Genomic DNA, 24950 nt, shown 5'->3' with positions numbered 1-24950 from the left:
AGAACAGAACCCAGACAGCCCACCATGTACGAAGCGGTCCACGCGTACCCAGACGGCGACAGCACCCCCTCGCGGTTCGCCCGCACGGCGGCCCACTACGGCTTCGAGGGCGTCGTCGTCCGGTCGCAGGGCGCACCCGACCTCGACGCCTGCGAGCGCGCGAGCGACCGCTACAACGTCGACGTCGTCGACGCCGTCGAAGTCGTCGCCGCGACCCCCGAACAAGCCAGCGGCGCGGTCGGAAACTTCCGACCCAAAACGACGCTCCTCGTCCTCCGCGGCGGCGACGACAAACTGAATCGCTTCGCAACAGAACAAGAGCGAATCGACGTGCTGTCGCGGCCGATGTCCGGCGGCGACTTCAACCACGTGCTCGCCAAGTCGGCGAAGCGAAACGGCGTCCGCGTCGAGTTCGATTTTCGCCGAGTGTTGCGCGCCGACGGCGGCCAGCGCGTGCAGGCGCTCAAGTCGATGCGGAAACTCCGCGAACTCGTCGAGTACTACGACGTGCCGTTCGTCGTCAGCGCGAATCCGTCCTCGCACCTCCAACTGCGCGCGCCGCGCGAACTCGTCGCCGTCGGCGAGCGCGTGGGGTTCACGGCCGACCAGGTGAAAGCCGGCCTGCGCGAGTGGGGCCGCCTCGCCGCCCGAAACCGCGAGCGAACGTCCGAGTCGTTCATAGCCCCGGGGGTCAAACGGGGCAGGTATGAAGAAGACTGTTGAGGAACACGCCGTCCGCTTCTCGGAGATCGCCGCCGACTACGACGAGAGCCAGGACTCCGACGAGTACAGAGCCTGCGCGTCGCTCGTCGTCGACCACGCCGACCCCGGCCCCGACGACGTGGTGCTCGACCTCGGAACAGGGACCGGAGCCATCGCGCTCGCGCTCGCCCCAAAGGCGAAACGAGTCGTCGGACGCGACATCAGCGAGGGGATGATGAAACAGGCGGAGAAGAAAGCCGAGGAACAGGGGATAGAGAACGTCGAGTTCGGGCGCGGCTCGTTCCGCGAACCCGACTACGACGGCGAGGTAGACGTGGTCGTCTCGAACTTCGCCATGCACCACCTCTCCGACGATGAGAAGCGCGAGGCCATCGAGGTCGTCGCCGACCTCGGCCCGCGGAAGTTCGTCCTCGGCGACGTGATGTTCTTCGGCGAACCCGACCCCGAGGAGCCGTTCTACAGCCCCGAGGTCGACGACCCGTCGACGGTCGGCCACCTCGTCGACTGTCTCACCGGCGCCGGGTTCGCGCTGACGGCCGTCGAACGCGTCCACGACCAGGTCGGCGTGCTCGTCGCCGAGCGGTTCGGCGGCGACGACGAGAGCAGCGGTGGCGACGATGACAGCAGCGGCGGCGATGCCGAAACCGACGAGTAATCGTCGATGAAGCACCTGCCGAAACACCTCCGACCGCGCTGGCGCTACCTCGCGGTCGGTATCGAGACGTGGCCCGACGCCGAGTTCGGTCGCGGCGACTTCCAGCGCGAACTCTGGTACGCCGCCCAGAACCTGTTGGGCGACGCCGGGAGCGCGGACGCCGACCTCACGGTGTACAGCTTCGAACTCGGCGACGGCGTCGGCGAGGTCGTCGTCCGCGTCCGGCGCGGCCACGTCGACGACGCGCGCGCGGCGCTCGCCTGCCTGAGCGTCGTCGACGGCGACGAAATCGGGGTGCGAGTCCGCGGCGTCTCCGGCACCGTGCGCGCCTGTGAAGAAAGCTATTTACGCGGCGCGGCCGCATCTTCCGAGAAGAGACAGGTCGTGTTCGAGGGTTCCGAGCGGCCGGCGGTCGCACGCGACGACGTACGCTGCATCCGCCTGCCCTCGGGCGTTCTCGGCGCGACGGAACTCGATTTCGAGTGATACCTATGCAGGGACAAGCGCAACAGCAGGCGTACGACCGCGGCATCACCATCTTCTCGCCCGACGGCCGTCTGTACCAGGTCGAGTACGCGCGTGAAGCAGTCAAGCGAGGCACGGCGAGCATCGGCGTCCGAACCGCCGACGGCGTCGTGCTGGCGGCGGACAAGCGCAGCCGCTCGCCGCTGATGGAGCCGTCGAGCGTCGAGAAACTCCACAAGGCCGACGAGCACGTCGGCATCGCCTCGGCGGGCCACGTCGCCGACGCGCGCCAACTCATCGACTTCGCCCGACAGCGCGCGCAGGTCAACCGCCTCCGCTACGGCGAGGCCATCGGCATCGAGTCGCTGACGAAGGAGGTCACCGACCACATCCAGCAGTACACGCAGGTCGGCGGCGCGCGGCCGTTCGGCGTCGCGCTCATCGTCGGCGGCATCGAGAACGGCGAACCGCGCCTGTTCGAGACCGACCCCTCGGGGACGCCGTACGAGTGGAAGGCGCTCTCGGTCGGTGCGAACCGCGCGGACATCCGCGACTACCTCGAAGAGAACTACACCGAGGACGCCGACTTGGAGGGTGGCATCGGTCTCGCGCTGTCGGCGCTCGCGGAGTCGAACGACGAAGGGCTCGAACCCGAGGGCGTCGGTCTCGCCACCATCGACGTGGAGTCCGAGCAGTACACCGAGCACTCCGCCGACGAAATCGAGTCGTACCTCTCCGAGCACGACCTGACGCCGAGCGACGACGAGGAAGCCGAGTAAGGCGAGTAACCGACATCCCGCCTCTCGCGGCGAACCGAAACTGAAGTCGACGGTTGGGACCCTTCTCCGGTATGCAGTACGAGGTCCGAGCGACGCTGCCAACCGTCGAGGCGTATCTATCGCTCCGCGAGGCCGCCGGGATGAGCCCGCGCTCCCGGGAGGGTACCGAGCGCGGCCTGCCGAACACGCTGTTCGCGGCAACCGCGTTCGCCGTGGACGGAGACGGAACCGAGACGCCCGTCGGGATGGGTCGGGTCGTCGGTGACGGGGGAACCGTCTACCAGATAGTGGACATGGCCGTTCATCCGGACCACCAGGGCGCGGGCCTCGGGACGAAGATACTGGACGAACTCCTCGCGTTCCTCGACGAGGAGGCCCCGCCGAACGCGTACGTGAACCTCGTCGCCGACGTGGACGGCTTCTACGAGCGCTTCGGCTTCGAGGAGACCAGGCCGGCGTCGAAGGCGATGTATCTCAGCACCGAGTAGCGGTGGGAAAAGCGGGACTGCGGGACGAGCGAGCGCTCAGTACTCGTCGTACGCGAGGTTCATCAGCCACTGCGAGAACGCGTCGCTTTTGGGGTCGATCTCCTCCTCGCCGATGTACGGCGAGAGCATGTCGCCTGCCATGAGCAGCGAGAAGTCGAGGTCCCGCGCCGCCGGTTCGAGGAAGTACGTGTTGTGTCCGTCGTAAACCGTCTCCGAGCGCTTGATGAGACCCGTATCCGCGAGTCGTTCCGCGATGCGGCTCCCTTTCCGAGAGCCGATATCGAGTTGCTTCCAGAAGTCGCTCTGGTGGATGCCCCGCGTCTCGCGGATGAGTTCGAGTCCGCGGCGCTCGTCCGCCGTGAGGTCGGCTTCGAGGTCCGGGGCGCTCACGCGAACACCTCCGTCTGTGGCGTGCGCAGGTTCATACTGGATACACGTCCCGCGACCCGCTTAAATGTGGCTTTCGACCCGAACGTAGTCGGTTTCGCAGGGCGGCCCGTCGGCGAACCGATAGCTCGCACCCTCGTCGCCGATGGCGACGAGCGAGGAGGAGCGCGTCCCGAACCCACCGTCGGGCGAGCCCGACGAGCCGTCCGAGCGTTGCTCGGAGATACCCCCGTGAATGCACACACCGTACTCGTGGTCGCCGAGCGCCGTCGCCGCCCGGTCGTGCCACGCCTCCGAGGATTCGCCCGGCTCGGGCTGTAGCGCCTCCCGGAGCCGGCGGGCGTTCTCGGCCTGCCGCTCGCCGACTTCGGAGCGGACCGACGGAATCGTGAAAGTGTCGTCGGCGCCGACGTTGACGACGACGTGGACGCCGGGGTCGAACTGCGAGACGCGGAGGCGACCGTCCCACTCGAAGAGAACTGCCGCAGTTGCGTCCGCGACGACGAGGTTGAACCCGTCGTAGCTCCGCTCGTCGAGTTCGCGTTCGACGAGACGGGCAGCGTCTTCGGCGGACTCCTGTCGGAGCGCGTCGCGGACGAGCAGTCCGCGGGAGCGGTCCGCGGCGGGGTCGGCGTCTATCCAGCGGTTCGTGATGCCGACGAACAGGCCGTGTTCGTTGTAGCCGACCCACGTCCCGCCCGCCTCGGCGTCTCGGGGGGCGACGATAGCCGGGTCGTCCTCGATGCGCGCCGGGGGTTCGGAGGGGCGTCCGAACGCTTCGTCGCGGTTGGCCGCGACGACGACGGGCGCGTCGGGAAACACCTGCCACGCGAGAGTGAGTGTACACACGAGAGAGTGTAGGATACCGCGCGGCATAAACTCCGTTGCGGACGTTTCGACGAGTGAGAACCGCGAAAGAGGCACGGGTGGCGGTGAGCGCTCACGTGGCTGGCAGGCTGGATGACGTTCGCTGGTGTTGCGCGTCACGCGACGGGGCTGAAGCGTCGCGTACGAGGCTCACCGACGGTTGTAGTGTTTACTCGGGAGAGAATAAATGTTTTGGTGGTCAGGCTCCTAGCCCGAGTATGAAAGCGATAGCGGTGTACGAGGGGGCCGAGAAACCGGGCGTCGTCGACGTTCCGAAACCGGAGCCGTCGACGGGCGAGGCGCTCGTCCGAACGCTTCGCGTGGGCGTCGACGGCACCGACCACGAGGTGCTGAGCGGGGGTCACGGCGGGTTCCCCGAGGGCGAGGAGTTCCTCGTGCTCGGCCACGAGGCCGTCGGCGTCGTCGAGGACCCCAACGGTACCGACCTCGAACGCGGCGAGGTCGTCGTGCCGACGGTTCGCCGCCCGCCGAACGGACCCAACGACTACTTCGAGCGGGGCGAACCCGATATGGCTCCCGCGGGCGAGTACCACGAGCGCGGCATCGACGGCGCGCACGGCTTCATGGCGGAGTACTTCACGAGCCCCGAGGAGTATCTCGTGCCCATCCCCGAGGAGCTCGCGTCGGTCGGCTTCCTCGTCGAACCGGTCTCCATCTCCGAGAAAGCCATCGAACACGCTTACGCGTCGCGTTCCGCGTTCGAGTGGAGCCCCGAATCGGCGCTCGTGCTCGGCAACGGCAGCCTCGGCCTGCTGACGCTGGCGATGCTCGGCTTCGAGTACGGCTACGACGCCGACCGCCTCTACTGTCTGGGCCGCCGCGACCGCCCCGACCCGACTATCGACGTTATCGAGGAGCTCGGCGCGACGTACGTCGACTCCCGGGAGACGCCGGTCGACGAGATTCCCGAGGTACACGAACCGATGGACTTCGTCTACGAGGCGACCGGATTCCCGAAACACGTCTTCCAGTCGGTCCACGCACTCGCGCCGAACGGCGTGGCGGCGCTTCTAGGCGTGCCCAGCGACTGGGAGTTCGAGGTCGACGGCGGCGCGTTCCACAGCGAGCTCGTCCTCCACAACAAGGCGCTCGTCGGCAGCGTCAACTCCCACGTCGGACACTTCGAGGCGGCGACGGAGTCGCTGGCGTCGATGCCGGCGTGGCTCTTGGACTCGCTCGTCACCGGAATCTACGGCCTCGACGAGTTCGAACGAGCGTTCGACGACGACGACACCACTATAAAAACCGCCGTGCAATTCAGTACGTATGAAGAACGTCGATGACCTCATCTCCAGTGCGGCGGAGTTGGCAGAACGCGGCCTCTCGAAGGGCGAGATCGCCGACGAACTGAACGTCTCCCGCGAGACGGCGAGCTGGCTCGTCGAGCGCAGCGGCGCGACGAGTTCCGAACCCGAGGCGACGAGCGCCTCCCCCTCCGGCGGCACCGGGCCCGACGACATCCACATCGACTGGAGCACCGTCGGCCGCGACAGCGCCCGCCTCAGCTACATGGCGTGGACGATGGCCGACCTGCTCGGGAAAGAGGGCGACGACGTCGACCTCACTATCGGCATCGAGAAAGCCGGCGCACCGCTGGCGACGGTGGTCGCCCGCGAACTCGACACCGACCTCGGCACCTTCGCTCCCGCGAAACACCAGTGGGAGGAAGGCGACATCGAGGAACTCGGCGGTAGTTTCTCGCGGAACTTCGCGCAGATCCGCGACCGCAGCTGCTACGTCGTCGACGACATCATCACGAGCGGCACGACGATGCGCCAGACCATCGAAGCCGTCCACGACCACGGAGGGACCGTCGAGGCTGCCGTCGTCGTCGTCGACAAACAGGGTATCGAGGAGATAGACGGCGTTCCGGTCTACTCGCTCATCAACGTCGTCAGCGTCGGCGAGGAGTGAGTACGCTGCCGCCAGAGAAAGTCGCACTCGCCGAGGCGTTCGACTCGTTCGACGAGCAGTGGTCCCCGCGCGTCGCCGCCGAACTGAACGGGCAGGAGGTGAAACTCGCCAAAGTCGAAGGCGAGTTCGTCTGGCACAGCCACGACGACGCCGACGAACTGTTCTTCGTCGTCTCGGGCGAACTCCGTATCGAGTTCCGTGACGAGGAGGCCGCTCTGCTCGAGTCGGGCGAACTACTCGTCGTGCCGGCCGGCGTCGAACATCGACCCGTCGCCGACGCGGAAGCCGAGATACTGCTCTTCGAACCGGCGGCGACCAGAAACACCGGTGACAGGGAGGACGAGTTGACGCAGACCGAGACGACGTACCTCGATTGAACGTCGGCGTCGTGTCGAGCAACACGGAGGTTGCGACACCACAGATGGGCGAACAGGCGGCCTATCCGATATCGAGTCGTCCCCGCGAGCGGGTGGCCGCACACCCGCGAACCGCCCGCGGTCGATAGTCACGACACGCGAGCAGGTGGTCCCGTCCTCGTATTTGAAGCTTCGCGCCGCTCGGAGTCGCGGCCCGCGCCAGCGGTAGGTCGTCGCTCCCCGCGAGCGTGAACGACCCTTCTACCGCAACGGGGCGCAACCCCTATCTGTCGGGGTGTCGTACCGATTCGCATGACGTTCCAACCGGGAAGCGACCTCAGCGCCGACGAGGTTCGAGAACGAGTCGACGAGACCATCGCGGAGAACGACGTCGTGCTGTTCATGAAGGGGAACCGCCTGATGCCGCAGTGCGGCTACTCGATGCGAGCGGTCGAACTCATCAGCCAGCATCGCGAGGAGTTCGAGACGGTGGACGTGCTGCCGGCGCTCGACCAGTACCGCGCCGCCCTGTCGGAACACAGCGGGTGGGAGACGATTCCCCAGACGTACGTTGACGGCGAGTTCGTCGGTGGGAGCGACATCCTGGCCGAACTTGACGAGCGCGGCGAACTCGAAGCGACGCTCGGCTCGTCGTAGTTTATTTCCAAACAGTAATCTTGGATAGAAGGGCAGCCCCTATATCCCCACAGCCCCTAAAGGACACGCGTACCGGCATTTGCGCGTACAGCGCAGTACCAACCCATCCCCCATCAGAAGCACAAGAAAATGTCAGGCCGCGTATATAGACTTCACTCGACGCTCGAACTGCCACTCGAAGATGTAGAGGATTACTTCGACGGTAATCCCGACCTCCCGACGGAGGTCGCCGACATCGACATCACACGACGAAACAACACCCTCATCATCAAAGCGATCTCCGACGACGAGAGCCTGAGCAAGTACACGCCGACGGCGCAGCTCAAGGCGAGCGTCACGGAGACGCGCGTGTACGAAGAGGAGCCACCGCGCGCCGGCGGCCCGCAGTGGGCCCAGGACGAGGAGGAGGAGATTCCCTCCGAACTCGTCGAGTTCGCCTGTTTCAAGGGCGACCGCGAGACGGTGTTACAGAACACGGCGCTACAGTTCCCGATGTTTCAGGTGTTGTGCGAGATAGCGAAACTCGCCGAGAAAGGGACGCTCACGGCGATAACGGAGGAAGACGGCGACCTCCGCGCGACCCGCATCGTCGAAGGCGACGTTCGCCCGGCGAGCGTCGAGGTGGTCGAGAACCCACAGCAGAACAGCTCGGGCGGCAACGGCATCAACTGGCGCGACAACAAGTTCATCAACTGAACGGCACGCGCGGCGGTTTCTCCGACAGACCGGGTCCGGACGAGCGGTTACGCGGCCTTTCGACACGTTCGATGCGGTGGATGCACACGACACGCTCGAGGGGCCGAGTGTGCGATTCGAACACACGCCGACGCACGCGTTGCGACGAGCCATAAGACACTTTACTCCGGTAATTATATCTCATTACGAGATGCCCGAAGGCTTCCCAGAGTACGTCGACGTAGACTACACCGACGGTGAGGGTGAGACCGCCGAGGACTATCCGAGCATCCAGCACAAGATAGAGAAAGCCATCGAGGTGACGAAAACAGGCCTCGAAGCGTACGAGAACCCCGCGGTGATGTGGACCGGCGGGAAGGACTCGACGCTGACGCTGTACTTCGTCAACGAGGTCGCAGAGCGCTACGACCTCGAAAAACCGCCCGCGGTGTTCATCGACCACTACCAGCACTTCGACGACCTGTTCGACTTCGTCGAGCGCTGGGCCGACGAGTGGGACCTCGATGTGAAGTACGCTCGCAACACCGACGTCGGCGACTACGTCGACGAACACGGGCTGACTCCCGGTGACGACATCCCGATTTCGGAGCTCTCCGAACACAACCAGCACCACGTCCGGAACATCCTCGAGTACGAGGAGGACACGTTCCCGTTCCTGCTCGACACGTACGTCGGCAACCACCTCCTGAAGACCGTCGCGCTGAACGACGCCCTCGAATCCGAGGACATCGACGGCATCATCTCCGGCATCCGCTGGGACGAACAGGAGGCCCGCGCCGACGAGACGTTCTTCTCGCCGCGTCACGACCCGGAGATCTACCCGCCGCACGACCGCATTCAACCGATTCTCCAGTTCGACGAGGCCGACGTCTGGGAGGCGTTCTGGCACTTCGTCGTGCCCGAGAGCGTCGACGAGTACCCCGACGAAGGGTACGTCCCGCAGGATTACGACGACCTGCCCAACGGCCTCACCCACGAGGACATCCCGGTGTCGCCGAAGTACTTCGAGGGCTTCCGCTCGCTGGGCAGCGAGGTCTCCACCGACAAGACCGAGTCCACGCCCGCCTGGCTGCAGGACCTCGACAACACGACCGAACGCGCCGGCCGCGCCCAGGACAAAGAGGACCTGATGGAGCGCCTGCGCGACCTCGGTTACATGTGAAGACCGGCCGAAACGCCGCCGAGACACCGCCGAACGATCTTTGAATCTCCTTTCCGAAGCGTCTCTCACCGCCGATGTGACCCCTGTTCTCGGGGACGACCGCAGAAAATGACCGCTTAGTATGTTCGTCGTGACCGCTCGCACCCGATAGAGACAGTGCGACGCACTGACAGCGGAAACAACCATTATTCCGTATAACGACAGGGAGTGTATGGCTAACTTCCCCGAGTATCTCGACGTAGACTACGAAGCCGGGAGCTCCCAGACCGCCGCCGACTACCCCTCCCTCGGCGACAAGGTCGAGAAGGCCGCCGAACTCACCGAGCAGGCGCTCGACGAGTACCGCAATCCGGCGGTGATGTGGACCGGTGGAAAGGACTCGACGCTCGTTCTCTACGTCGTGATGGAGGTTGCCCGCGAGAACGGGTACGACGTGCCGCCGGTGGTCTTCATCGACCACTTCGAGCACTTCCCCGAAGTGACCGCGTTCGTCGACCGCTGGGTCGACGAGTGGGACCTCGAACTCGTCGTCGCGCGCAACGAGGAGTTCGCCCGCCTCGGTGCAGAACCCGGCGACGAGTTCGTCGTGAGTGAACTCAGCGAGGCGACACAGCGGGAACTCGCCCGTTTGGAGTACGAGGATGAGACGCTCGTCCTCGACGCCGACACGTTCGTCGGCAACCACCTCCTGAAGACCGTCGCGCTGAACGAGACGCTCACCGAGTACGGATTCGACGGCATCTTCTCGGGCGTCCGCTGGGACGAACAGGAGTCCCGCGCCGGCGAGACGTTCTTCAGCCCGCGCCACGACTCCGAGAAGTACCCGCCGCACGACCGCATCCACACCATCCTCCAGTTCGACGAGGCCGACGTCTGGGAGGCGTTCTGGCAGTTCGTCGTCCCCGACACCGTCGAGGGCTACCCGGCAGGACACGTCCCGGGGTCGCGCGAGGACCTGCCCGCGGGTCTAACTGCCGAGGACCTCCCCGTCTCGCCGAAGTACTTCGAGGGCTTCCGCTCGCTCGGCACCGAGTCGGGGTCGGCGAAGTCCGACGAACGCCCGGCGTGGATGCAGGATTTGGACGGAACGACCGAACGAGAGGGCCGCGCACAGGACAAAGAGAACATCATGGGCCGATTGCGCGACCTCGGCTACATGTGAAACCCGAGAGCCAGTAAACCGCGGACCACGATACCGAACTCCCGTCACGACACCGAATTTCGTTACGAATCGAACTCCCGTCACGACACCGAATTTCGTTACGAATCGAACTCCCGTCTCGAATCGAACTCCCGTCTCGAATCGAACTCCCGCCACGAGTCGAACCCCGGAATCCGGAAGCGGTCTCCCCTCCGACGCGGTTCGCACCTCTCGTGGACGGACGACCGCCAATCCGTCGTTTACGCGTACATTCATCGGCTTCTCGCCAGAGTGCTTAGTCGCTCCAGAGAGTACCGACCGTATGGACGCGGAAGACGACCGCCGCAAGATGCCGGACTGCGTCTCCGAGGCCGAAATTCCGACCAGCGACATCGTCGAGGTGATTCGCCGCGCGCCGCAACCGGTCGTCAACACGGGGTATCTCGCCGAGCGATTCGGCGTACCTCCTGAGGCGATGTATCAGCGACTCGAATCGCTGACCGACGCGGGCGTGCTCGAACACATGGAGGTACAAGAGCGGGGCCACCTCTGGTGGCAGTCGCTCGAAACCGAACTCGACGAGTACTAACGCGGACGAGGCGCGCGAACCCCGACGACGGGCGACGAGAGCGCCGAATCGTAGCGTGTAAACCCCGTTCGTCACTACTCCGTCCAATGACCGACGACTGGGTGAGCCTCTTCTCGGGCGGTAAAGACTCCTCGTGGGCGCTCTACTTGGCGCTCGAAGACGGGCTGAACGTGAGTCGACTGCTCACCGTCCACCCCGAGGGCGACTCGTACATGTACCACGTCCCCGAGACGCGACTGGCGCGGCTCGCCGCCGAGAGCGTTGGCGTCGAACTCGTCGAAGTCGAACCCGGCTCCTTCGAGGCCGAATTAGCGACTGACTCCGGCGAACAGGGCGACGCCGAACTCGAACCGATGGAGGCGGCGCTCCGAGAACTGCAGGGAGAACTCGATTTGGCGGGTGTCACCGCAGGCGCAGTGGAGAGCGAGTTCCAGACGAACCGGATTCAGCAGATGTGCGACCGACTCGGCATCGACCTCTTTGCACCCTTGTGGCAGGAGAACCCCCGCGAACTCGCCGACGCGATGCTCGACGCCGGATTCGAGATTCGCATCGTTCAGGTCGCCGCCCACGGCCTCGACGAGTCGTGGCTGGGGCGAACGCTCGACGCCGACGCCATCGCGGAGTTAGCGGAGCTCAACGAGGAGTACGGCGTGCACATCCTCGGCGAGGGCGGCGAGTTCGAGACGCTGGTGACCGACGGACCGCACATGTCGAAACCCATCGAGTTAGAGTACGAGACGGAGTGGGAGGGGACACGTGGACGGATTCGGGTGACCGACGCTCGACTCGGGGAGCGGTAAGCAGCGAGTTCGTTCCGCGAGCGACCGAAGGAGCGAGCGGGCCGAGGAGCGAACGGAGCGAAGCGGAGTGAACGACGAGTGCTTTTGGTGCAGCTTTTGCCGAGGGCCGCCGGAGGCGGTCCGCAGCGCAAAAGGTGCGAGTACGAGACGGAGTGGGACGGGACGCGAGGACGGATTCGGGTGACCGACGCTCGACTCGGGGAGCAGTGAGGAGACGACTGCGGAGGAATCAGAGCGGGCAGAGATACAAAAAGCAGACTACGCGGGCGGTTTCGTCACTCCTCGCCGACCAGTTTCGAGTGCTCGCCGACGAGCGTCTCGGTCAACTGCAGCCCCTCGATGTGCGTCTCTATGTCGGTGATCGTATCGCGGAGCGTCGAGTCGTGGACCGTCGCGCCGTCGAAGACGACAGCGCGTTCGAGCGTCGAATCGCGGACCTCGGCTCCGGGCAGTACCTGGACGTTCTCGCCGAGTTCGGAGTTCTCGACCGTCGCGTCGTCGTGGACGAAGTTGTCGCCTCCGAGTTTCCACGCGACGGCTTCGAGGTAGCTCTCGGGCGTCCCGATGTCGTACCAGGCCTCGTCGAAACTGAACGCGTACACCGGTTCGCGAGACTGGAGCCACTGGAGGAACCAGCCGGGTTCGTCGGGGTTGTTGTCCGATTCGAGATACTCGTCGAGTTTCGGCAGCGTCTCGGCGGGGAACGCGTAGCAGGCGATGGAGACGAGCGTGCTCTTGGGGTCGTCGGGCTTCTCCTGGAACTCGACGACCTGGTCGCCGTCGAGTTGGACGAGACCGTACGACTTCGCGCGCTCGCGGGAGCCGACGTCGTAGGCGGCCAGAATCGGCGACCCCTTCTCCTCGAAGAAGTCGACGAACTCCGCGGCGTCGAAACTGATGAGGTTGTCGCCGGCGACGACGACCAGGTCCTCCTCGACGCCTTCGCGTTCGACCAACTCCGCGAGCGCGCCGACGACGCCGAACTTCTCGTCCTCGGCTCTGGTCTCCTCGACCGAGAGCGTCGGTTTCTCGAACTCCGACTCGGCGAGGTGCGCTTCGAACTCGTCGGCGAAGTACTCGTTCGTACTCACGAACACCTCCGAGATTCGGTCGTCGGCTTCGAGGTCGGCAAATATCGTATCGATGACCGTCGACTCCCCCACCGGGAGGAACATTTTCGGGCGGTGCTTCGTAATCGGCCAAAGTCGCGTGGCGTAGCCTCCAGCAAGGACGACTGCTTTCATAGACAGGTAATCAATGCCAGCCGTGATGACTGTTTTGCTCGAATCGACGGCCTACAAAAGGAATTTGGCCGTTCGGCCGTACTCGAAGCTATGAACGAAACCGAGACCACCCGCCAGCGAATCGCCGACGCGCTGAGAGACGAACCGCTGACCGCGAGCGGTCTCTCGACGCGGGTGGACGCGCCTCGGTCGGTCGTCTACGACCACCTCCGACACGTCGCCCAGTCGCTCGACGACACCGACGAACGGTTTCTCGTCGCGCCGCCGGAGTGCCGAAACTGCGGGTTCTCGAACTTCGACGACCCCGTGAACTACCCCTCGCGGTGTCCCGACTGCCGGAGCGAGAGCATCGAGGAGGCGGTGTTCAAAATCGAGTGAGCGTCGCGGTTCGGACGCCGAACGGGCCGCCTACGCGCTCTTCGCTTCCACACCCAACTCGTCGAGCAGCGTCGTCGCCGCCGCGTGCGAGGACTCCGGTCCCCGGGCGGTAACGAGGTCGCCGTCGACGGTGACGCTGGTGTCGGCGTCGAGTTCGGCGTCCCAGTTCGCACCGGCGCCCTTGACCTCGTCTTCGACCCAGTACGGCAGTTTCCGGCCGTCGGGCATCACGTCGTTCTCGTCGACGATGTCTTCTTCCCACTCGTTGGGGAAGCCGGTCACGTCGCGCTCGTTGACGACGTACTTCCCCTCCTCGGTGTGCGTGAAGCCGAGGAGACCGACGGCGTGACAGACGACGAGCGCCTTCCCCTCGTCGCCGTCGACGGCGTCGCGGAGAATCGTTCTCGCGTGTCTGTCCTGGTTGATGTCCCAGACGGTACCGTGCCCGCCGGGGAAGACGACGGCGTCGTAGTCGGACGCCGACACCGTCGCGATCGGTTCGGGGTCGTTGAGTCTGTCGTCGGACTCGTGAACCTCTCGGAGCCGTTCGGACTCCTCCTCGCCGACCGTCTCGGGGTCGAGCGAGCGCTCGTCGACCACCGGCGGCGACCCGCTCGGGGTGGCGACGGTGACGTCGACGCCCGCGTCCGAGAGCGTGGTTAGCGGTTCGATGCACTCCTCGGCCCAGTACCCCTCCTCGCTGACGATAAACAGTGCGGATACCATCGTTCGAAGGGTACGTTCCTGAGCTGCAAAAGCGATGGGGCGAGCGAGGAATCGTCGACTACCGAAACCGAACGGTCCGAGACGAAACGGCGAGCGCCCGGACGCGGTCAGTCCGGGGAACTGCCGGAGTACACGCGCGAGCACGGAGGTCTTATGTAGGTGAGGTCGTACCGACTCGGTATGCTCGATACTCGTGGCGTGCTGGCGATTCTCGTCAGCGTGGCGTTTCTCGTCGGGATGGTCTCCTACCGACGCGGACGGGAGGTCGAAGCGTTCTTCCTGCTCGGCGGCGGGTTCGCGCTGGCGGCGTTCTGGGGCCTCATGGGTATGGCACTGTCGCGGACCGGTCCCACGCAGGTACCCGGAGATATCTACCTGGCGATGTCGGGGTCGGCGGTAGTAATGAGTATGTACTTTTTCATCGAAGGTCGCTCGACGCTCCGAGACCGCTGAATTCGGGTTTTTCGACCCCGAACACTCGTTACATGTGAGCTAACTACACACTGAACTCTGGTGAGAATACCATCAAATATAAGTATGGGATACGTCAACGTGGTGCTGCATGTCTGACGATTCGATGAACGGTAGCCGTCGGCGGTTCCTCAAAGCCTCCGGTGCGGGCGCTGTGGCCCTCACTCTCGCCGGTTGCAGTGACGGTGGCAACGGCGGAGACGACCAGGGTACTGACGGGAACTCCTCCGAGACCGACGACACCCCCGAAAAGAACACGACGAACCCCGACGAGATCACTCGCGGTGGAACGTTCACGGTCGGGATGGACCAGCAGCCGAAAGGGATCAACCCGCTCTCGACCTCCTCGGCGTACTCCTGGAGCATCCTCGACTTCGTCTACTGCTGGGGGACGACTATCGACCCGGTCAACTTCAACGTCAACCCGAGCGCGTACACGGAGTGGACCGTCGAGAACGCCAGCGGCGACGACGCCGAACCCGACGTGTACTTCAACGTCCGCGACGGCCTCACCTTCAGCGACGGCGAGGACCTGACCGTCGAGGACGTCATTTTCACGTACAACTACCTGATGGAGAAGAAGCCGGGGCGCTACGTCTCGACGGTCGAGCCCATCCAGGCGGTCGAGGAGGCCGACAACGACTGGGACGTCCACATGAAGCTCGCCCAGCCCATCGGCACCTACGACTCGACGCAGCTGCAGGTTCCGCTGCTGCCGAAACACGTCTGGGAAGAGGTCGACGACTACCAGGCCTACCAGCCGCAGGAGAACGGCGGCCCCATCGGCGCGGGTCCGGGCGAGATTACGACGTACAGCCCCGACACCGCCATCGAAGTCACGTTCCGCGACGAGGCTCCCCTGCAGAACCTCCAGTGGCTCCAGGACCACGACAACCTGTTGGCGGGCGGCCCGTTCATCGACTCGGTTCGCTTCAAGATCTACGGCAGCCAGTCGGCGCTCACGCAGGCGTTCCTCAACGGCGAAATCGACACCGTCTACAGCAGCATCGAGACCTCGAAGGTCGAGCAGGTCGAGGAGACCGACGGCCAGAGCATCGTTCAGGGGTACGACACCGGGTACGGCCACTACTCGTTCAACCTCCGCCGGACGCCGCTCGACGACCTCGCGTTCCGTCAGGTGCTCGGCTTCGCCTTCGACGACATCTACTGGACCCAGCAGCTCCAGCGCGGCTACGTTCAGGAGGGCGACTTCGTCATGCCGCCGGGTTACTCCGCGGTGCGTCCGGACGCGGGCGGCGACGGCGAGCTCCTGACCGGCGCGGCTTCGCAGGCGTTCACCTTCCGCGGCGTCGACCCGACCAGTTCCGAGGTCGACGTCGAGGGCATCCGCCAGTTCCTCACCGACGGACAGGTCGTCACCGGCGAGGGCGGCACCTACGTCGGCCTCGACTACCCGGGCAGCCTCACCGACGTGAGCGCCGGCCAGAGCGAGGCGAAACACGACTACAGCTTCGGCGAGGTCGAATCCAGCGTCCTGCAGGACGCCGACGCCGAACAGGAGATTCGCGTCAACGGCGAGACCATCACCAGCATGAACGACGGTCCGCTGCAGATGCTCATCTACCCGGCGAAGGACTCGCCGAAGACCGCCCAGATGGTCGAACGCTACGTCTCGAACCTCCGCTCTATCGGTATCCCCATCGAGCGAAAAGTGATGACGTTCAACACGATGCTGAACGCCGTCTACGCCGAGGAGGACTTCGACATCTTCCCGATGTCGTGGAGCAGTCTCTCGCCGTTCGGCGCGAGTTCGCTGTACGGCCTTTTCCACAGCGACAACGCCGACGACCACAGCGAGGAGAACGAAGACGGCGAGACCAACACGGACACGCTGCTCAACAACCCGATGGGCTACGGCCTGTTCGAGGACGCGACGGCCGACGACCTCATCTCGCAGTGCCGCACCGAGATGGACACCGAGAAACGCAACGACCTGGCAAAGCAGGCCGTCGAGCAGATCTACCTCGACTTCCCGACGATGATCACCTCGTACTCGCAGGTTCAGTGGCCGGTCAACTCCGGCGAGTGGGACGGCTTCGTCGGTAACATCCCGGGCCCGGGCGACAGTTACCTCGGGACGAACATCATGCAGGTCCACCAGAAGGACAACTGAGCCGACGGCGACTGTCGCCGCCGTTCGTCGTTTCTTTCTTTCCCGTTATCGGCCGGAGTAGCGCCCGCTCGAACCTTTTCTTTCCGAGAAAACGTAGTAATCCAACACATTCATAACGACGCTTCCCAATCATGCCACAGAAACGCAAACAGTACGCGTGCTAAGAAAACCGTGACCTCGAAACCATGACCAGAATCAGTGGAAAGTATCTCGCAAAGCGGCTCGTGGTCTCCTATCTGACCCTCCTGCTCATCATGACCCTGCTGTTCGTGCTCATCCGGAGCGCACCCGGGACGTTCATCGACAGCATGATCTCCCCGGAGATGACCAGAGCGCAGGTCGAGCGCATCCGAGAGGTCTGGGGGCTCAACGAACCGCTGTGGAAACAGTACCTCAACTTCATGATAAACTACCAGACCGGTAACTTCGGCCGGTCGCCGACGTGGAACGTCCCCGTCTGGGACCTCATCCTCCGCCGGATGCCGCGGACGCTCATCCTCTTCGGCGCGGCGTACATCGTCGCCTACATCGTCGGGCCGCTGGTCGGGATGTATCTCGGCTGGTGGCGCGGCACCCAGAAGGACAAGACCATCTTCGGGACGTCGCTGATGGTGTACTCGATGCCCGCGTTCTGGCTCGCGTGGCTGTTCATCTGGTTCTTCGACTACGAGATGGGCTGGCTCCCGAGCGCCTACATGATGACGCAGTTCCCCGAGTTCGAGTGGAACGCGTTCACCGTGATGGCCGACGTGCTCGTCCACATCACGCTGCCGCTCGTCAGCCTCTCGTGTATCGGCTGGGTCGGCGCGATGCTCATCATGCGCCCGTCGATGAACAACGTCGTCGACGAGGGCTACGTCTTCCTGGCGCGTGCGAAGGGACTCGACGAACGCACAGTGATGATCAAACACGCGGCGCGGAACGCGCTCATCCCGGTCGCGACCGGCGCAATCGTCGGACTGGCGTTCCTCATCGACGGCGCGGTCATCACCGAGGCCGTCTTCACCTGGCCGGGGATGGGACAGATCCTCGTCGAGGCGGTGCTGAACAACGACTACCCGGTGACGCAGGCGGCGTTCTTCATGCTCGCCGTGCTCGTCGTCGTGATGCGACTCGTCACCGACATCGCGTACACGTACCTCGACCCGCGCATCAAGTTCGGGGAGGAGAACTAGATGGCTACCGAAGGAGAATCAACGACCGGACTCGAATCGTACAAGCGAGCGTGGGAACCGCGTATCGAACGCGCCCGCCGCGGGTGGGACCGCTTCACCGAACACCGGATGGGCGTCGTTGGCCTCGTCATCCTGACGATATTCTCGCTGTGGGCCGTCGTTCCGAGCTGGTTCGCGCCGCACACGCCCGAGTGGATCGCCTACATCGGTTACGAGAACGCCCGGCTGACCGGCGAGCAGGTGCGGACGCTGCCGCACCCGCCCGCGTTCGGTGACCCCTTCTTCGCGCCGCTGGGAACCGACTCCTACGGCCGCGGCATCGCGACGATGATGGTGTACTCGGCGTCGACGGCGATGTACATCGGCCTCGCCGCGGGCCTCCTGTCGAGTCTCGTCGGCGTGCCGCTCGGGCTCATCAGCGGCTTCTACGGCGACACCTGGATAGACGAGACCATCCAGCGCTTCGTCGACGTGATGTACGGCCTGCCGTTCCTGCCGCTGCTCATCGTCCTCGTGGCGATTCGCGGGCAGACGACGACCAACATCATCATCGGTATCGCCGTCACCTCGTGGCTCAACAACTGCATCGTCATCCGCGGCGAGACGCTCTCGCTTCGGACCCGGGCGTACGTCGAGTCGGCGAGAGTCGCCGGCGCGAGCGACCTCCGCATCGTCTTCCGACACATCATGCCGCACGTGCTGCCGCTGTCGTTCGTCTACCTCGCACAGGACGCCGCCGCCGCCATCCTGACGCAGGCGGCGCTGGCGTACCTCGGCCTGGCCGACTTCGCGACGCTGTCGTGGGGCATCATGCTGGAGAGCATCCAGTCGGAAGGCTACATCTTCACCGCGTGGTGGTGGCTGCTCCCGCCCGGACTGGCGATCATGCTCATCGCGGCGGCGTTCTACTTCATCGGGTTCTCGATGGAGGACGTGACCAACCCTCAGAGATAATCATATGACGCTACTGGAAGTAAACGACCTCTCGATACGATACGCAGTCGAAGACGCGGACGTCCACGCCGTCGACGGCGCGAGCTTCACCGTCGACTCGGGCGAGACGTACGGCCTCGTCGGCGAGTCCGGCTGTGGCAAGACGACGCTCGCGAAGAGCATCCTCCACCTCCTGGACTCGAACGGCTACATCGAAAGCGGCGAGATGTGGTTCGACGGAACGCTCCCGCAGTGGGAAGACGGCGACGGCAACCCGCGACCGGAGATAATCGACGACGACCGCTACCCGGTCCGCGCCGACGGGATGACCGACCTCGCGCAGCTGACGGACTCCCAGATTCGGGACATCCGTTGGCGCGAGGTGGCGCTCATCCCCCAGAGCGCGATGAACGCGCTCAACCCCGTCTACAAGGTGGGCGACCAGATCGTCGAGGCCATCCTCCGACACGAACCGCGGACGACGAAGGCCGAAGCCGACGACCGCGCCCGCGACCTGCTCGAGCGCGTCGGCATCGACCCCGAACGCGCCGACGACTACGCACACGAGTTCTCCGGCGGGATGAAGCAGCGCGCCGTCATCGCCATGGCGATGGCGTGCAACCCGTCGCTTCTCATCGCCGACGAACCGACGACGGCGCTCGACGTCATCATCCAGGACCGCATCCTGGAGGAACTGGAGAAGATTCAGGAGGAGTTCGGCGTCTCCATCCTCGTCATCAGCCACGACATCAGCGTCATGGCCGAGATCTGCGACCGGATGGCCGTCATGTACGGCGGCAAAATCATGGAGCGCGGCACGCGCGACGACATCTTCCGAGAGACGGCGAACCCCTACACGCTCGGACTGAAGAACTCGTTCCCGACCATCACGCAGAAACAGCAGCAGCTCGTCTCCATTCCGGGGTCGCCGCCGCACCTGCGCGACCCCGAACCCGGCTGCCGGTTCCGTAAACGCTGTCCGTTCGCCGTCGAGGACTGCGAGCGGAGCCACCCGCCGATGTACGATATCGCCGCCGTCGAGGAGAGCGGGCGACTGCAGGAGGCGATGGACGACCGGCGTCACGGCTCGGCGTGTTACCGCAGTGACGAACTGGACGAGATACGAACGAAGGCGATGAAGGAGGAAACATGGAAGGAAACCGCAACGCAGAGTCACTAGTCGAAATCGAGAACGTCCACAAGTGGTTCGACATGACCCGGGGCATCGTGGACACCGTCCTCGGGCGCGAAGCGCAACCGGTTCGCGCCGTCGAGGGCGTCGACCTCTCCATCGAGAGGGGCGACATCGTCGGCATCGCCGGCGAATCGGGGTGCGGGAAGACGACGCTCGGGAAACTGCTCGTCAAACTGTACGAACCGACCGACGGCGAGATTCGCTTCGACGGCAAGGACATCTCGAATCTGAGCCGCGAGGAGGAGCGCGAGTTCCGCCAGCGCGTCCAGATGATCTTCCAGGACCCCTTCGAGAGTCTCAACCCCCGGATGACGGTGTTCGACGCCATCGCGGAGCCGCTGCAGATAAACGGGATGACCGACTCCTACGACGAGCGACGCGAACGCGTCAAGACGGTGCTCAACGACGTGGGTCTCGGCCCCGCCGAAGTGTACCTCGACGCCTTCCCGGACGAACTTTCGGGCGGCGAGCGCCAGCGCGTCGCCATCGCTCGCGCGCTCGTCGTCGACCCCGACTTCGTCGTCGCCGACGAGCCGGTGTCGATGCTCGACGTCTCCATCCGCGCCGGCGTGTTGAACCTGATGAAGGAGCTGCAGGACAAGTACGATCTGACGTACGTCTTCATCAGCCACGACCTCTCGCTCATCCGCTACATGTGCGACCGGACGGCAATCATGTACCTCGGCAACGTCATCGAACAGGGGCCGACCGACGACCTCATCGAGGACCCGAAACACCCGTACACGGAGGCGCTGTTCGACGCCGTCCCCGACGTGGAGATCGCCGAGGAGCGCCGACGCGCCAACGCGACGGGCGAGGTGCCGAGCCCGCGCGACCCGCCGGCCGGGTGCCGGTACCATCCGCGGTGCGCTCACATCATCCCGCCGGACGACTGGCAGGGGAGTCAGGACGCCTTCCGCCGCGCGTACCAGTACAAGATACGCCTCCGGGAGGCGGCGTTCGAGCGCAAGGAGTTCGACGGCGACGACGCCGCCGAACGGATGCTCAGCGCGGGACTCGCGCTCGACGTGCCGGAGGAGTACCGTCACAGCTCCGAGCTACGCGGGGCGGGTGTCGGCGTCGACGTCGACGAACTCGACCTCCCGCCGGAGACCGAGTCGTCGCTGCGGTCGGCGACGCGTAGCTACCTCGACGGCGACAGAGACGGTGCCGTCGCGGAGTTGGACGCGCTCACGACGGTCTGTGCGAACGAGGTGCCGAGACCCCGGCCGCTCGACCGACGGCGGGTCGCCTGTCACCTCTACGAGGGCGACGACGCCGAACGGACCCCCGCGACCCCGCACGCGGAGTAATCCGTGGCGCCTGCCCTCCGTTCACGCCTCCGCCCACGCCTGCGTTCGCCGGCGGTCGTCTCGTTCGTGGTGGTACTCGCGCTGACCGCGGTACTGTTCGGTGCGACGTTTCAGACGCAGCTTGCCGTCGCACGAAGCGACACCATCGAGGCCTCGGTGACGGGAATCGGCGTCGACGACGACGGCGAACTGCTCGAAGTTACTGTTCGCGCGGAGAACCCGACCAGCAAGTCGCTGACGCTGTCGAGCGCGCAGGTCGTCGGGCGCAGCGACGGCGAAGAGCTCACCCAGTACGGCACGCAGTCGCTCTCAGACACCGTTCTCGCGCCGCGAGAGGCGACGACGTTCACCGTCGCCGTCGAACTCGTCGACGGTAAGGCCGAGGCGGCGCGAACGGCCATCGAGGAGGACCGCATCCGCGTGGGCGGCGAACTCGTCGGCTACATCGAGAACGTACGCGTCACCCTCGGGGTGACGAACGATGGGTAACGGCAACTCCGGCGCCCTTTCGGAGTCGAACGCGCGAGGCGGTGACGCCCCCGCTCGACTCGGCGCGGGCCTCTCCGCCTCCGCCGAACAACTGCGGTTCGTCGGTGTCGGCGTCGCTGCCGGTCTCCTCGTCGCGCTGGCGGCGTACGGGTTCAACCGCGCGCAGATGGTCGCGGCGGTTCCGGCGTGGGTTCCGTTTGTCGCCGGCCTGCTCGGCGGTGCGTACGTCCACGTCCTCAGTCGGGATCTCGGCGAGAGCGTCAGGGCGTTTCTCGTCGCGTTCGTCTTCTCGACGGCGCTGTACGTCGTCGCGGCGCTCGCACCCCTGTGGCTGCTGTCGTACGACCCCGTCGCGCGCGACCTGCTGATTCAGTCGATTCTCCGCGAGGAGGTCGCCCGACTCGTGTTCGCCAGTCTGGTTCCACAGCTGTTCGTTGGCTATCTGAGCGCCGTCGTCGTCGACGGTACGTTCCGGCCGTAGCGGTCGGACGGCCCGGCGGTCGGGCGGCTGGGCGGTCGGGCGGTCCGGCGGTCGGGCGGAGCGACGAACCTATCAGTACACGGCCGGAACGGACGGCCATGTCGAAGGACATTCCGACGCGCGAGCGCTCGACGCGCGAGCGCGGGACGTACGCCGGCCACAACGAGGACCCCACGCTGGCGAGCTACCTCTCCTCGTTGTTCTTTCTGCTGTCGGTTCCGACGTTCGTCGCGCTCGCGTACGGCGGGTTCTACGCGGGCTACTACGGCGAGGGCGCTATCGTCCCCGTCTTCGGCGGTCTGCTCGTCTTCGCCATCACCGTCGCGTTCGCGGCGATGCATTTCAAGCGGTAAGCGGCGGACGGGTCGGGCCGAACGAGTTCGACAGGTGAGCGGTGCGAATAACGGACGCTGCGCTCACGCGAGGCCGCTCTCGATGCTGCCGTAGATTATCAGTCCCGTCGAGACGAGCGCGAGCGAGATCTCGAAGCGGGAGACGCCGTCGTCGGTGAGAAAGAAACTCGCGAGACTGACGACCGCGAGCGCGATGGCGACGCCGAAGATGAGGAGGATTCGGTTGACGCCGTTTCTGTACCACCGGTACGCGCGCTCCTCCAGTTTCTCAAGGCTCACGCGCATTCGTTCGGCCTCAGTACCAGATGTCTTCGTACTCGCACTGAACGGGTTCGGTGACGACGTTCGTCACGAGCGCGAGCGAGACGAGTCCGACCGCCGTCTCCATCTCGGCGGGGTCGACGCCGTCGGACTCCCAGCCGGCGAGAGAGACGCCCAGGTCGACGTGCCAGTCGTGGACGGTGACGAGCCACTCGTCGGGGAGCTCCTCGGCGTCGGTGCCGACGCGAAAGAGGTAGTTGAACGTCTCGTCGGTTCGCTCGCGGAGGTCGCCTCCCGCCTCGTAACCGGGCAACTGCGGCGTGCCGAACAGTTGGACGAGGCGGTAGAGCGCGGTGCCGATGTCGCCGTACTCGCCGCCCTGCGACCGGCGGTTCAACTCGACGTACGCGTCGACGTCGTCGCGTTCGCGGAGTTCGTCCTCCAGCAGTTCGTCGCCGTCGTCGAGGCGGCGACGGATCTCCTCGGCGGGCACCGGTTCGAGCGTCAGGTCACCGAGCGCGTCGAGATCCGGCGCGGCCGGATGATCGCGGATGTCGACCGGCATCTCAGTAGGCGAACGTCATGAAGCCGCGCCAGCCGGCGTATCCGGCGGCGAGACAGACGAGGCCGGTTGCGATGACGATGAACGAGTCGACGGTGGTGATGGCGTCACCGAGGCCGTTGAGGCCGAAGTAGAGGGTGATTCCGAGTATCGTGAGGACGTACCCGATAACCGCGCCCACGAGCGTCAGACCCAGGGAGGCGAAGCCGACTGGCTGCTGGAGCCTCGGCGGGACCCGATGTTTGAGCGACATGGTAATCATCCGTTCATCGTAGTGATGTCATATATATCCCGCGCTATGGGTTCACACGGACGGCCGGAGGCGAGCGTTCCGCGGACGCTCGAAGCGACTCCGCGTTGCTTTCTCGCCTACTCGATGTTTCGGTCAGTGTTCGTGCGACGAGCGGAGTCCGTGTCGTTCTCCGACGGCGTGTCGTTCTCCGACCGCGTTTCCGTCTCCCGTCGGAGTTCGTCGGCGTCGTCGGCTCCACGTCCGTCGGCGGCCCCCCGGTCGTGGGCGTCCGAGGGCGTGTTTCCGAGCGGGCTGAGTCGCGGGTCGTACTCGGAATCGGCGGGCGCGTCACCGAGCGCGTCGTCTCCTGCGGACTCCGACCGCGACGACGACGTCTCCCGAGTCAACTCGTCCAGTGGGACGCGAACCCAGTAGCCGAGCGCGATGAGAACCGTCCCGAGCGCCAACGCGAGCAGAATCGGCTGTGAGGACAGCGACGCTTCGCCGGCGACGACCGACTGATGGAGCGCCTCGCCGAAGACGAGCGCCCCGGTGACGAGGAGGACCGTACTGATGAGATTCCGCGGGTTCGCGTGCGCCATACCGCCACTCGCAACCGACCGGATAAAAAAGCAGTCTTCGACCGCTCGCGTCGCCGCGGTCGGACGCCGCGTCTCGGCGGCCGGTTCCTATCCGTCGCCGTGTTCGTCGACGATGACGACTTCGCCGTCCTCGACGGTGACGTTGATGAGCGTCTTCACGTCGTAGCCGGTGTCGTCGAGTTCGTTCGGGCCGGCCTTCTTGATGACGGCGACGACGTCCACGACGTTCGCGCGGACGTCGTTCGTGAGCGCGTCGAGAATCGCCTTCATCGTGCCGCCGGTCGAGAGCACGTCGTCGAGGACGAGCACCCGGTCGCCTTCCTCCACGTCGTTGATGTACATCTCGCTCTCTGAGTAGCCCGTCTCCTGAAACAGCGGCACCTCGCCGTCGAGGCCGTACTGGCGCTTGCGGATGACGACGAGCGGGATGTCGGTCATCAGCGAGACGGCCGTCGAGATGTGGATGCCCATCGCCGCGGGCGTCACGATCTTGTCGACGTTCTCCAGTTCCGCCTTGCGGATGATCTTGATGACGATCTCGCGGAGAAGACTCGGTTCGAGCATCGGCACGCCGTCGCTGATGGGGTGGACGAAGTACTCGTACTCGCCTTTCTCGATGATGGGCGCGTCGCACAGCGACTGCCGCAACTGGTCCATGCCGACAGTTTCTGTGGACCGGGATAAATACTGGTGGTTCG

The 24950-nt window shown here is 65.1% G+C and carries 33 protein-coding genes; 24 read left to right on the top strand and 9 right to left on the bottom strand.

The features are described from left to right. Positions 1-24: 24 nt before the first annotated feature. The 5 genes from DV709_RS03865 to DV709_RS03845 all read left to right on the top strand — a co-directional run bounded on the left by DV709_RS03865 (position 25) and on the right by DV709_RS03845 (position 3110). Positions 25-723 carry an RNase P subunit p30 family protein gene (locus DV709_RS03865; protein WP_117591912.1) on the top strand — a complete coding sequence of 233 codons (699 nt, stop codon included), beginning with the start codon at positions 25-27 and terminating at the stop codon, positions 721-723. Then, entirely contained in the window at positions 707-1378 is a 672-nt protein-coding gene (locus DV709_RS03860) for a class I SAM-dependent methyltransferase (protein WP_117591910.1), read from the top strand. Before DV709_RS03865 ends, DV709_RS03860 begins: the two co-directional genes overlap by 17 nt. A 6-nt stretch (positions 1379-1384) precedes the next feature. Beyond that, a complete protein-coding gene (locus DV709_RS03855) occupies positions 1385-1864 on the top strand; it encodes an Rpp14/Pop5 family protein (protein WP_117591909.1) in 480 nt (159 codons plus the stop codon). A gap of 5 nt (positions 1865-1869) precedes the next feature. After that, positions 1870-2622 (top strand): archaeal proteasome endopeptidase complex subunit alpha, encoded by a 753-nt coding sequence (gene psmA / locus DV709_RS03850; RefSeq protein ID WP_117591907.1) that lies wholly within the window; start codon positions 1870-1872, stop codon positions 2620-2622. Positions 2623-2693: 71 nt separating this feature from the next. Beyond that, a complete protein-coding gene (locus DV709_RS03845) occupies positions 2694-3110 on the top strand; it encodes a GNAT family N-acetyltransferase (RefSeq protein ID WP_117591905.1) in 417 nt (138 codons plus the stop codon). 36 nt (positions 3111-3146) lie between these two features. Here DV709_RS03845 and DV709_RS03840 read toward each other — a convergent pair whose 3' ends face one another. Beyond that, positions 3147-3500 (bottom strand): helix-turn-helix transcriptional regulator, encoded by a 354-nt coding sequence (locus DV709_RS03840; RefSeq protein ID WP_117591904.1) that lies wholly within the window; start codon positions 3498-3500, stop codon positions 3147-3149. A gap of 60 nt (positions 3501-3560) precedes the next feature. Beyond that, the gene (locus DV709_RS03835) at positions 3561-4346 is read right to left on the bottom strand and encodes an NRDE family protein (RefSeq protein WP_117591902.1); all 786 of its coding nucleotides are present in this window, start codon (positions 4344-4346) and stop codon (positions 3561-3563) included. Between the two features lie 236 nt (positions 4347-4582). Here DV709_RS03835 and DV709_RS03830 point away from each other — a divergent pair, with 236 nt between their 5' ends. The 9 genes from DV709_RS03830 (at position 4583) to DV709_RS03790 (ending at position 11703) form a co-directional block, all read left to right on the top strand. Then, the gene (locus DV709_RS03830; RefSeq protein ID WP_117591900.1) at positions 4583-5668 is read left to right on the top strand and encodes a glucose 1-dehydrogenase; all 1086 of its coding nucleotides are present in this window, start codon (positions 4583-4585) and stop codon (positions 5666-5668) included. Next, complete coding sequence (gfcR, locus tag DV709_RS03825; protein WP_117591899.1) at positions 5652-6299, top strand: transcriptional regulator GfcR; 648 nt, start codon at positions 5652-5654, stop codon at positions 6297-6299. The genes DV709_RS03830 and gfcR overlap by 17 nt, the downstream gene beginning before the upstream one ends. Continuing rightward, on the top strand, positions 6296-6676 hold the full coding sequence (locus DV709_RS03820; RefSeq protein WP_232819688.1) for a cupin domain-containing protein: 381 nt from the start codon (positions 6296-6298) through the stop codon (positions 6674-6676). Before gfcR ends, DV709_RS03820 begins: the two co-directional genes overlap by 4 nt. A gap of 291 nt (positions 6677-6967) precedes the next feature. Continuing rightward, complete coding sequence (locus DV709_RS03815; protein WP_117591897.1) at positions 6968-7312, top strand: glutaredoxin family protein; 345 nt, start codon at positions 6968-6970, stop codon at positions 7310-7312. 129 nt (positions 7313-7441) lie between these two features. After that, positions 7442-8008, top strand: a complete 567-nt coding sequence (locus tag DV709_RS03810; RefSeq protein ID WP_117591896.1) for a DUF7110 family protein — start codon at positions 7442-7444, stop codon at positions 8006-8008. Positions 8009-8198: 190 nt separating this feature from the next. Next, a complete protein-coding gene (locus DV709_RS03805; protein WP_117591894.1) occupies positions 8199-9170 on the top strand; it encodes a phosphoadenosine phosphosulfate reductase family protein in 972 nt (323 codons plus the stop codon). 211 nt (positions 9171-9381) lie between these two features. Continuing rightward, positions 9382-10332, top strand: a complete 951-nt coding sequence (locus DV709_RS03800) for a phosphoadenosine phosphosulfate reductase family protein (protein WP_117591892.1) — start codon at positions 9382-9384, stop codon at positions 10330-10332. Between the two features lie 301 nt (positions 10333-10633). Then, the gene (locus DV709_RS03795; RefSeq protein ID WP_198665641.1) at positions 10634-10900 is read left to right on the top strand and encodes a helix-turn-helix transcriptional regulator; all 267 of its coding nucleotides are present in this window, start codon (positions 10634-10636) and stop codon (positions 10898-10900) included. An 86-nt stretch (positions 10901-10986) separates the two neighbouring features. After that, positions 10987-11703 carry a diphthine--ammonia ligase gene (locus DV709_RS03790; protein ID WP_117591891.1) on the top strand — a complete coding sequence of 239 codons (717 nt, stop codon included), beginning with the start codon at positions 10987-10989 and terminating at the stop codon, positions 11701-11703. Between the two features lie 275 nt (positions 11704-11978). On the opposite strand, the gene DV709_RS03785 is transcribed toward DV709_RS03790, so the two are convergent. Further along, positions 11979-12947 carry a sugar phosphate nucleotidyltransferase gene (locus DV709_RS03785; protein ID WP_117591889.1) on the bottom strand — a complete coding sequence of 323 codons (969 nt, stop codon included), beginning with the start codon at positions 12945-12947 and terminating at the stop codon, positions 11979-11981. Between the two features lie 90 nt (positions 12948-13037). Between DV709_RS03785 and DV709_RS03780 the strand changes: the two genes are divergently transcribed. Then, a complete protein-coding gene (locus tag DV709_RS03780) occupies positions 13038-13325 on the top strand; it encodes a transcriptional regulator (protein ID WP_117591887.1) in 288 nt (95 codons plus the stop codon). A 30-nt stretch (positions 13326-13355) separates the two neighbouring features. Here the strand turns inward: DV709_RS03780 and DV709_RS03775 are convergent, their stop codons facing one another. Continuing rightward, positions 13356-14051 (bottom strand): type 1 glutamine amidotransferase domain-containing protein, encoded by a 696-nt coding sequence (locus tag DV709_RS03775; protein WP_117591886.1) that lies wholly within the window; start codon positions 14049-14051, stop codon positions 13356-13358. A 180-nt stretch (positions 14052-14231) separates the two neighbouring features. Between DV709_RS03775 and DV709_RS03770 the strand changes: the two genes are divergently transcribed. The 9 genes from DV709_RS03770 to DV709_RS03730 all read left to right on the top strand — a co-directional run bounded on the left by DV709_RS03770 (position 14232) and on the right by DV709_RS03730 (position 22595). Then, positions 14232-14504, top strand: coding sequence for a hypothetical protein (locus DV709_RS03770; RefSeq protein WP_117591884.1), 273 nt, complete (start codon positions 14232-14234; stop codon positions 14502-14504). Between the two features lie 109 nt (positions 14505-14613). After that, positions 14614-16656, top strand: coding sequence for an ABC transporter substrate-binding protein (locus DV709_RS03765; protein ID WP_117591882.1), 2043 nt, complete (start codon positions 14614-14616; stop codon positions 16654-16656). 185 nt (positions 16657-16841) lie between these two features. Continuing rightward, positions 16842-17831: an ABC transporter permease gene (locus tag DV709_RS03760; protein ID WP_198665640.1), complete on the top strand. Its 990-nt coding sequence runs from the start codon at positions 16842-16844 to the stop codon at positions 17829-17831. Next, entirely contained in the window at positions 17832-18785 is a 954-nt protein-coding gene (locus tag DV709_RS03755) for an ABC transporter permease (RefSeq protein ID WP_117591881.1), read from the top strand. A 4-nt stretch (positions 18786-18789) separates the two neighbouring features. Continuing rightward, on the top strand, positions 18790-19944 hold the full coding sequence (locus DV709_RS03750; protein ID WP_117591880.1) for an ABC transporter ATP-binding protein: 1155 nt from the start codon (positions 18790-18792) through the stop codon (positions 19942-19944). After that, entirely contained in the window at positions 19914-21272 is a 1359-nt protein-coding gene (locus tag DV709_RS03745; RefSeq protein ID WP_117591878.1) for an ABC transporter ATP-binding protein, read from the top strand. Before DV709_RS03750 ends, DV709_RS03745 begins: the two co-directional genes overlap by 31 nt. Before the next feature lie 69 nt (positions 21273-21341). Next, on the top strand, positions 21342-21761 hold the full coding sequence (locus tag DV709_RS03740) for a hypothetical protein (protein ID WP_117591876.1): 420 nt from the start codon (positions 21342-21344) through the stop codon (positions 21759-21761). After that, entirely contained in the window at positions 21754-22242 is a 489-nt protein-coding gene (locus DV709_RS03735) for a hypothetical protein (RefSeq protein WP_117591875.1), read from the top strand. The genes DV709_RS03740 and DV709_RS03735 overlap by 8 nt, the downstream gene beginning before the upstream one ends. 98 nt (positions 22243-22340) lie before the next feature. After that, positions 22341-22595, top strand: a complete 255-nt coding sequence (locus DV709_RS03730; protein ID WP_117591873.1) for a hypothetical protein — start codon at positions 22341-22343, stop codon at positions 22593-22595. A gap of 63 nt (positions 22596-22658) precedes the next feature. Here the strand turns inward: DV709_RS03730 and DV709_RS03725 are convergent, their stop codons facing one another. From DV709_RS03725 to hpt, 5 genes are all read right to left on the bottom strand, one after another. After that, the gene (locus tag DV709_RS03725) at positions 22659-22874 is read right to left on the bottom strand and encodes a hypothetical protein (RefSeq protein WP_137048852.1); all 216 of its coding nucleotides are present in this window, start codon (positions 22872-22874) and stop codon (positions 22659-22661) included. 16 nt (positions 22875-22890) lie between these two features. After that, complete coding sequence (locus DV709_RS03720; protein ID WP_117591870.1) at positions 22891-23421, bottom strand: hypothetical protein; 531 nt, start codon at positions 23419-23421, stop codon at positions 22891-22893. 1 nt (position 23422) lies between these two features. Further along, positions 23423-23671, bottom strand: coding sequence for a hypothetical protein (locus DV709_RS03715; RefSeq protein WP_137048854.1), 249 nt, complete (start codon positions 23669-23671; stop codon positions 23423-23425). A gap of 116 nt (positions 23672-23787) precedes the next feature. Further along, positions 23788-24252 carry a hypothetical protein gene (locus tag DV709_RS03710; RefSeq protein ID WP_117591867.1) on the bottom strand — a complete coding sequence of 155 codons (465 nt, stop codon included), beginning with the start codon at positions 24250-24252 and terminating at the stop codon, positions 23788-23790. An 87-nt stretch (positions 24253-24339) separates the two neighbouring features. Further along, the gene (hpt, locus tag DV709_RS03705; RefSeq protein WP_117591865.1) at positions 24340-24909 is read right to left on the bottom strand and encodes a hypoxanthine/guanine phosphoribosyltransferase; all 570 of its coding nucleotides are present in this window, start codon (positions 24907-24909) and stop codon (positions 24340-24342) included. Positions 24910-24950: the final 41 nt, after the last annotated feature.

Source organism: Haloprofundus halophilus, from assembly GCF_003439925.1.
GTDB classification, from domain to species: Archaea; Halobacteriota; Halobacteria; order Halobacteriales; family Haloferacaceae; genus Haloprofundus; species Haloprofundus halophilus.
Note: the sequence above shows the minus strand (reverse complement) of the source record. Positions and strands in the feature narration are given on the sequence as shown.

Coding starts and splice junctions, on each gene's coding strand:
- DV709_RS03775 (WP_117591886.1), bottom strand. CDS start 14,051: ATGGTATCCGCACTGTTTATCGTCAGCGAGGAGGGGTACTGGGCCGAG.
- DV709_RS03720 (WP_117591870.1), bottom strand. CDS start 23,421: ATGCCGGTCGACATCCGCGATCATCCGGCCGCGCCGGATCTCGACGCG.
- DV709_RS03765 (WP_117591882.1), top strand. CDS start 14,614: ATGTCTGACGATTCGATGAACGGTAGCCGTCGGCGGTTCCTCAAAGCC.
- DV709_RS03735 (WP_117591875.1), top strand. CDS start 21,754: ATGGGTAACGGCAACTCCGGCGCCCTTTCGGAGTCGAACGCGCGAGGC.
- DV709_RS03715 (WP_137048854.1), bottom strand. CDS start 23,671: ATGTCGCTCAAACATCGGGTCCCGCCGAGGCTCCAGCAGCCAGTCGGC.
- DV709_RS03770 (WP_117591884.1), top strand. CDS start 14,232: ATGCTCGATACTCGTGGCGTGCTGGCGATTCTCGTCAGCGTGGCGTTT.
- psmA (WP_117591907.1), top strand. CDS start 1,870: ATGCAGGGACAAGCGCAACAGCAGGCGTACGACCGCGGCATCACCATC.
- DV709_RS03855 (WP_117591909.1), top strand. CDS start 1,385: ATGAAGCACCTGCCGAAACACCTCCGACCGCGCTGGCGCTACCTCGCG.
- DV709_RS03830 (WP_117591900.1), top strand. CDS start 4,583: ATGAAAGCGATAGCGGTGTACGAGGGGGCCGAGAAACCGGGCGTCGTC.
- DV709_RS03795 (WP_198665641.1), top strand. CDS start 10,634: ATGGACGCGGAAGACGACCGCCGCAAGATGCCGGACTGCGTCTCCGAG.
- DV709_RS03710 (WP_117591867.1), bottom strand. CDS start 24,252: ATGGCGCACGCGAACCCGCGGAATCTCATCAGTACGGTCCTCCTCGTC.
- DV709_RS03810 (WP_117591896.1), top strand. CDS start 7,442: ATGTCAGGCCGCGTATATAGACTTCACTCGACGCTCGAACTGCCACTC.
- hpt (WP_117591865.1), bottom strand. CDS start 24,909: ATGGACCAGTTGCGGCAGTCGCTGTGCGACGCGCCCATCATCGAGAAA.
- DV709_RS03745 (WP_117591878.1), top strand. CDS start 19,914: ATGGAAGGAAACCGCAACGCAGAGTCACTAGTCGAAATCGAGAACGTC.
- DV709_RS03730 (WP_117591873.1), top strand. CDS start 22,341: ATGTCGAAGGACATTCCGACGCGCGAGCGCTCGACGCGCGAGCGCGGG.
- DV709_RS03815 (WP_117591897.1), top strand. CDS start 6,968: ATGACGTTCCAACCGGGAAGCGACCTCAGCGCCGACGAGGTTCGAGAA.
- DV709_RS03845 (WP_117591905.1), top strand. CDS start 2,694: ATGCAGTACGAGGTCCGAGCGACGCTGCCAACCGTCGAGGCGTATCTA.
- DV709_RS03805 (WP_117591894.1), top strand. CDS start 8,199: ATGCCCGAAGGCTTCCCAGAGTACGTCGACGTAGACTACACCGACGGT.
- DV709_RS03860 (WP_117591910.1), top strand. CDS start 707: ATGAAGAAGACTGTTGAGGAACACGCCGTCCGCTTCTCGGAGATCGCC.
- DV709_RS03785 (WP_117591889.1), bottom strand. CDS start 12,947: ATGAAAGCAGTCGTCCTTGCTGGAGGCTACGCCACGCGACTTTGGCCG.
- DV709_RS03790 (WP_117591891.1), top strand. CDS start 10,987: ATGACCGACGACTGGGTGAGCCTCTTCTCGGGCGGTAAAGACTCCTCG.
- DV709_RS03750 (WP_117591880.1), top strand. CDS start 18,790: ATGACGCTACTGGAAGTAAACGACCTCTCGATACGATACGCAGTCGAA.
- DV709_RS03865 (WP_117591912.1), top strand. CDS start 25: ATGTACGAAGCGGTCCACGCGTACCCAGACGGCGACAGCACCCCCTCG.
- DV709_RS03760 (WP_198665640.1), top strand. CDS start 16,842: ATGACCAGAATCAGTGGAAAGTATCTCGCAAAGCGGCTCGTGGTCTCC.
- gfcR (WP_117591899.1), top strand. CDS start 5,652: ATGAAGAACGTCGATGACCTCATCTCCAGTGCGGCGGAGTTGGCAGAA.
- DV709_RS03800 (WP_117591892.1), top strand. CDS start 9,382: ATGGCTAACTTCCCCGAGTATCTCGACGTAGACTACGAAGCCGGGAGC.
- DV709_RS03755 (WP_117591881.1), top strand. CDS start 17,832: ATGGCTACCGAAGGAGAATCAACGACCGGACTCGAATCGTACAAGCGA.
- DV709_RS03780 (WP_117591887.1), top strand. CDS start 13,038: ATGAACGAAACCGAGACCACCCGCCAGCGAATCGCCGACGCGCTGAGA.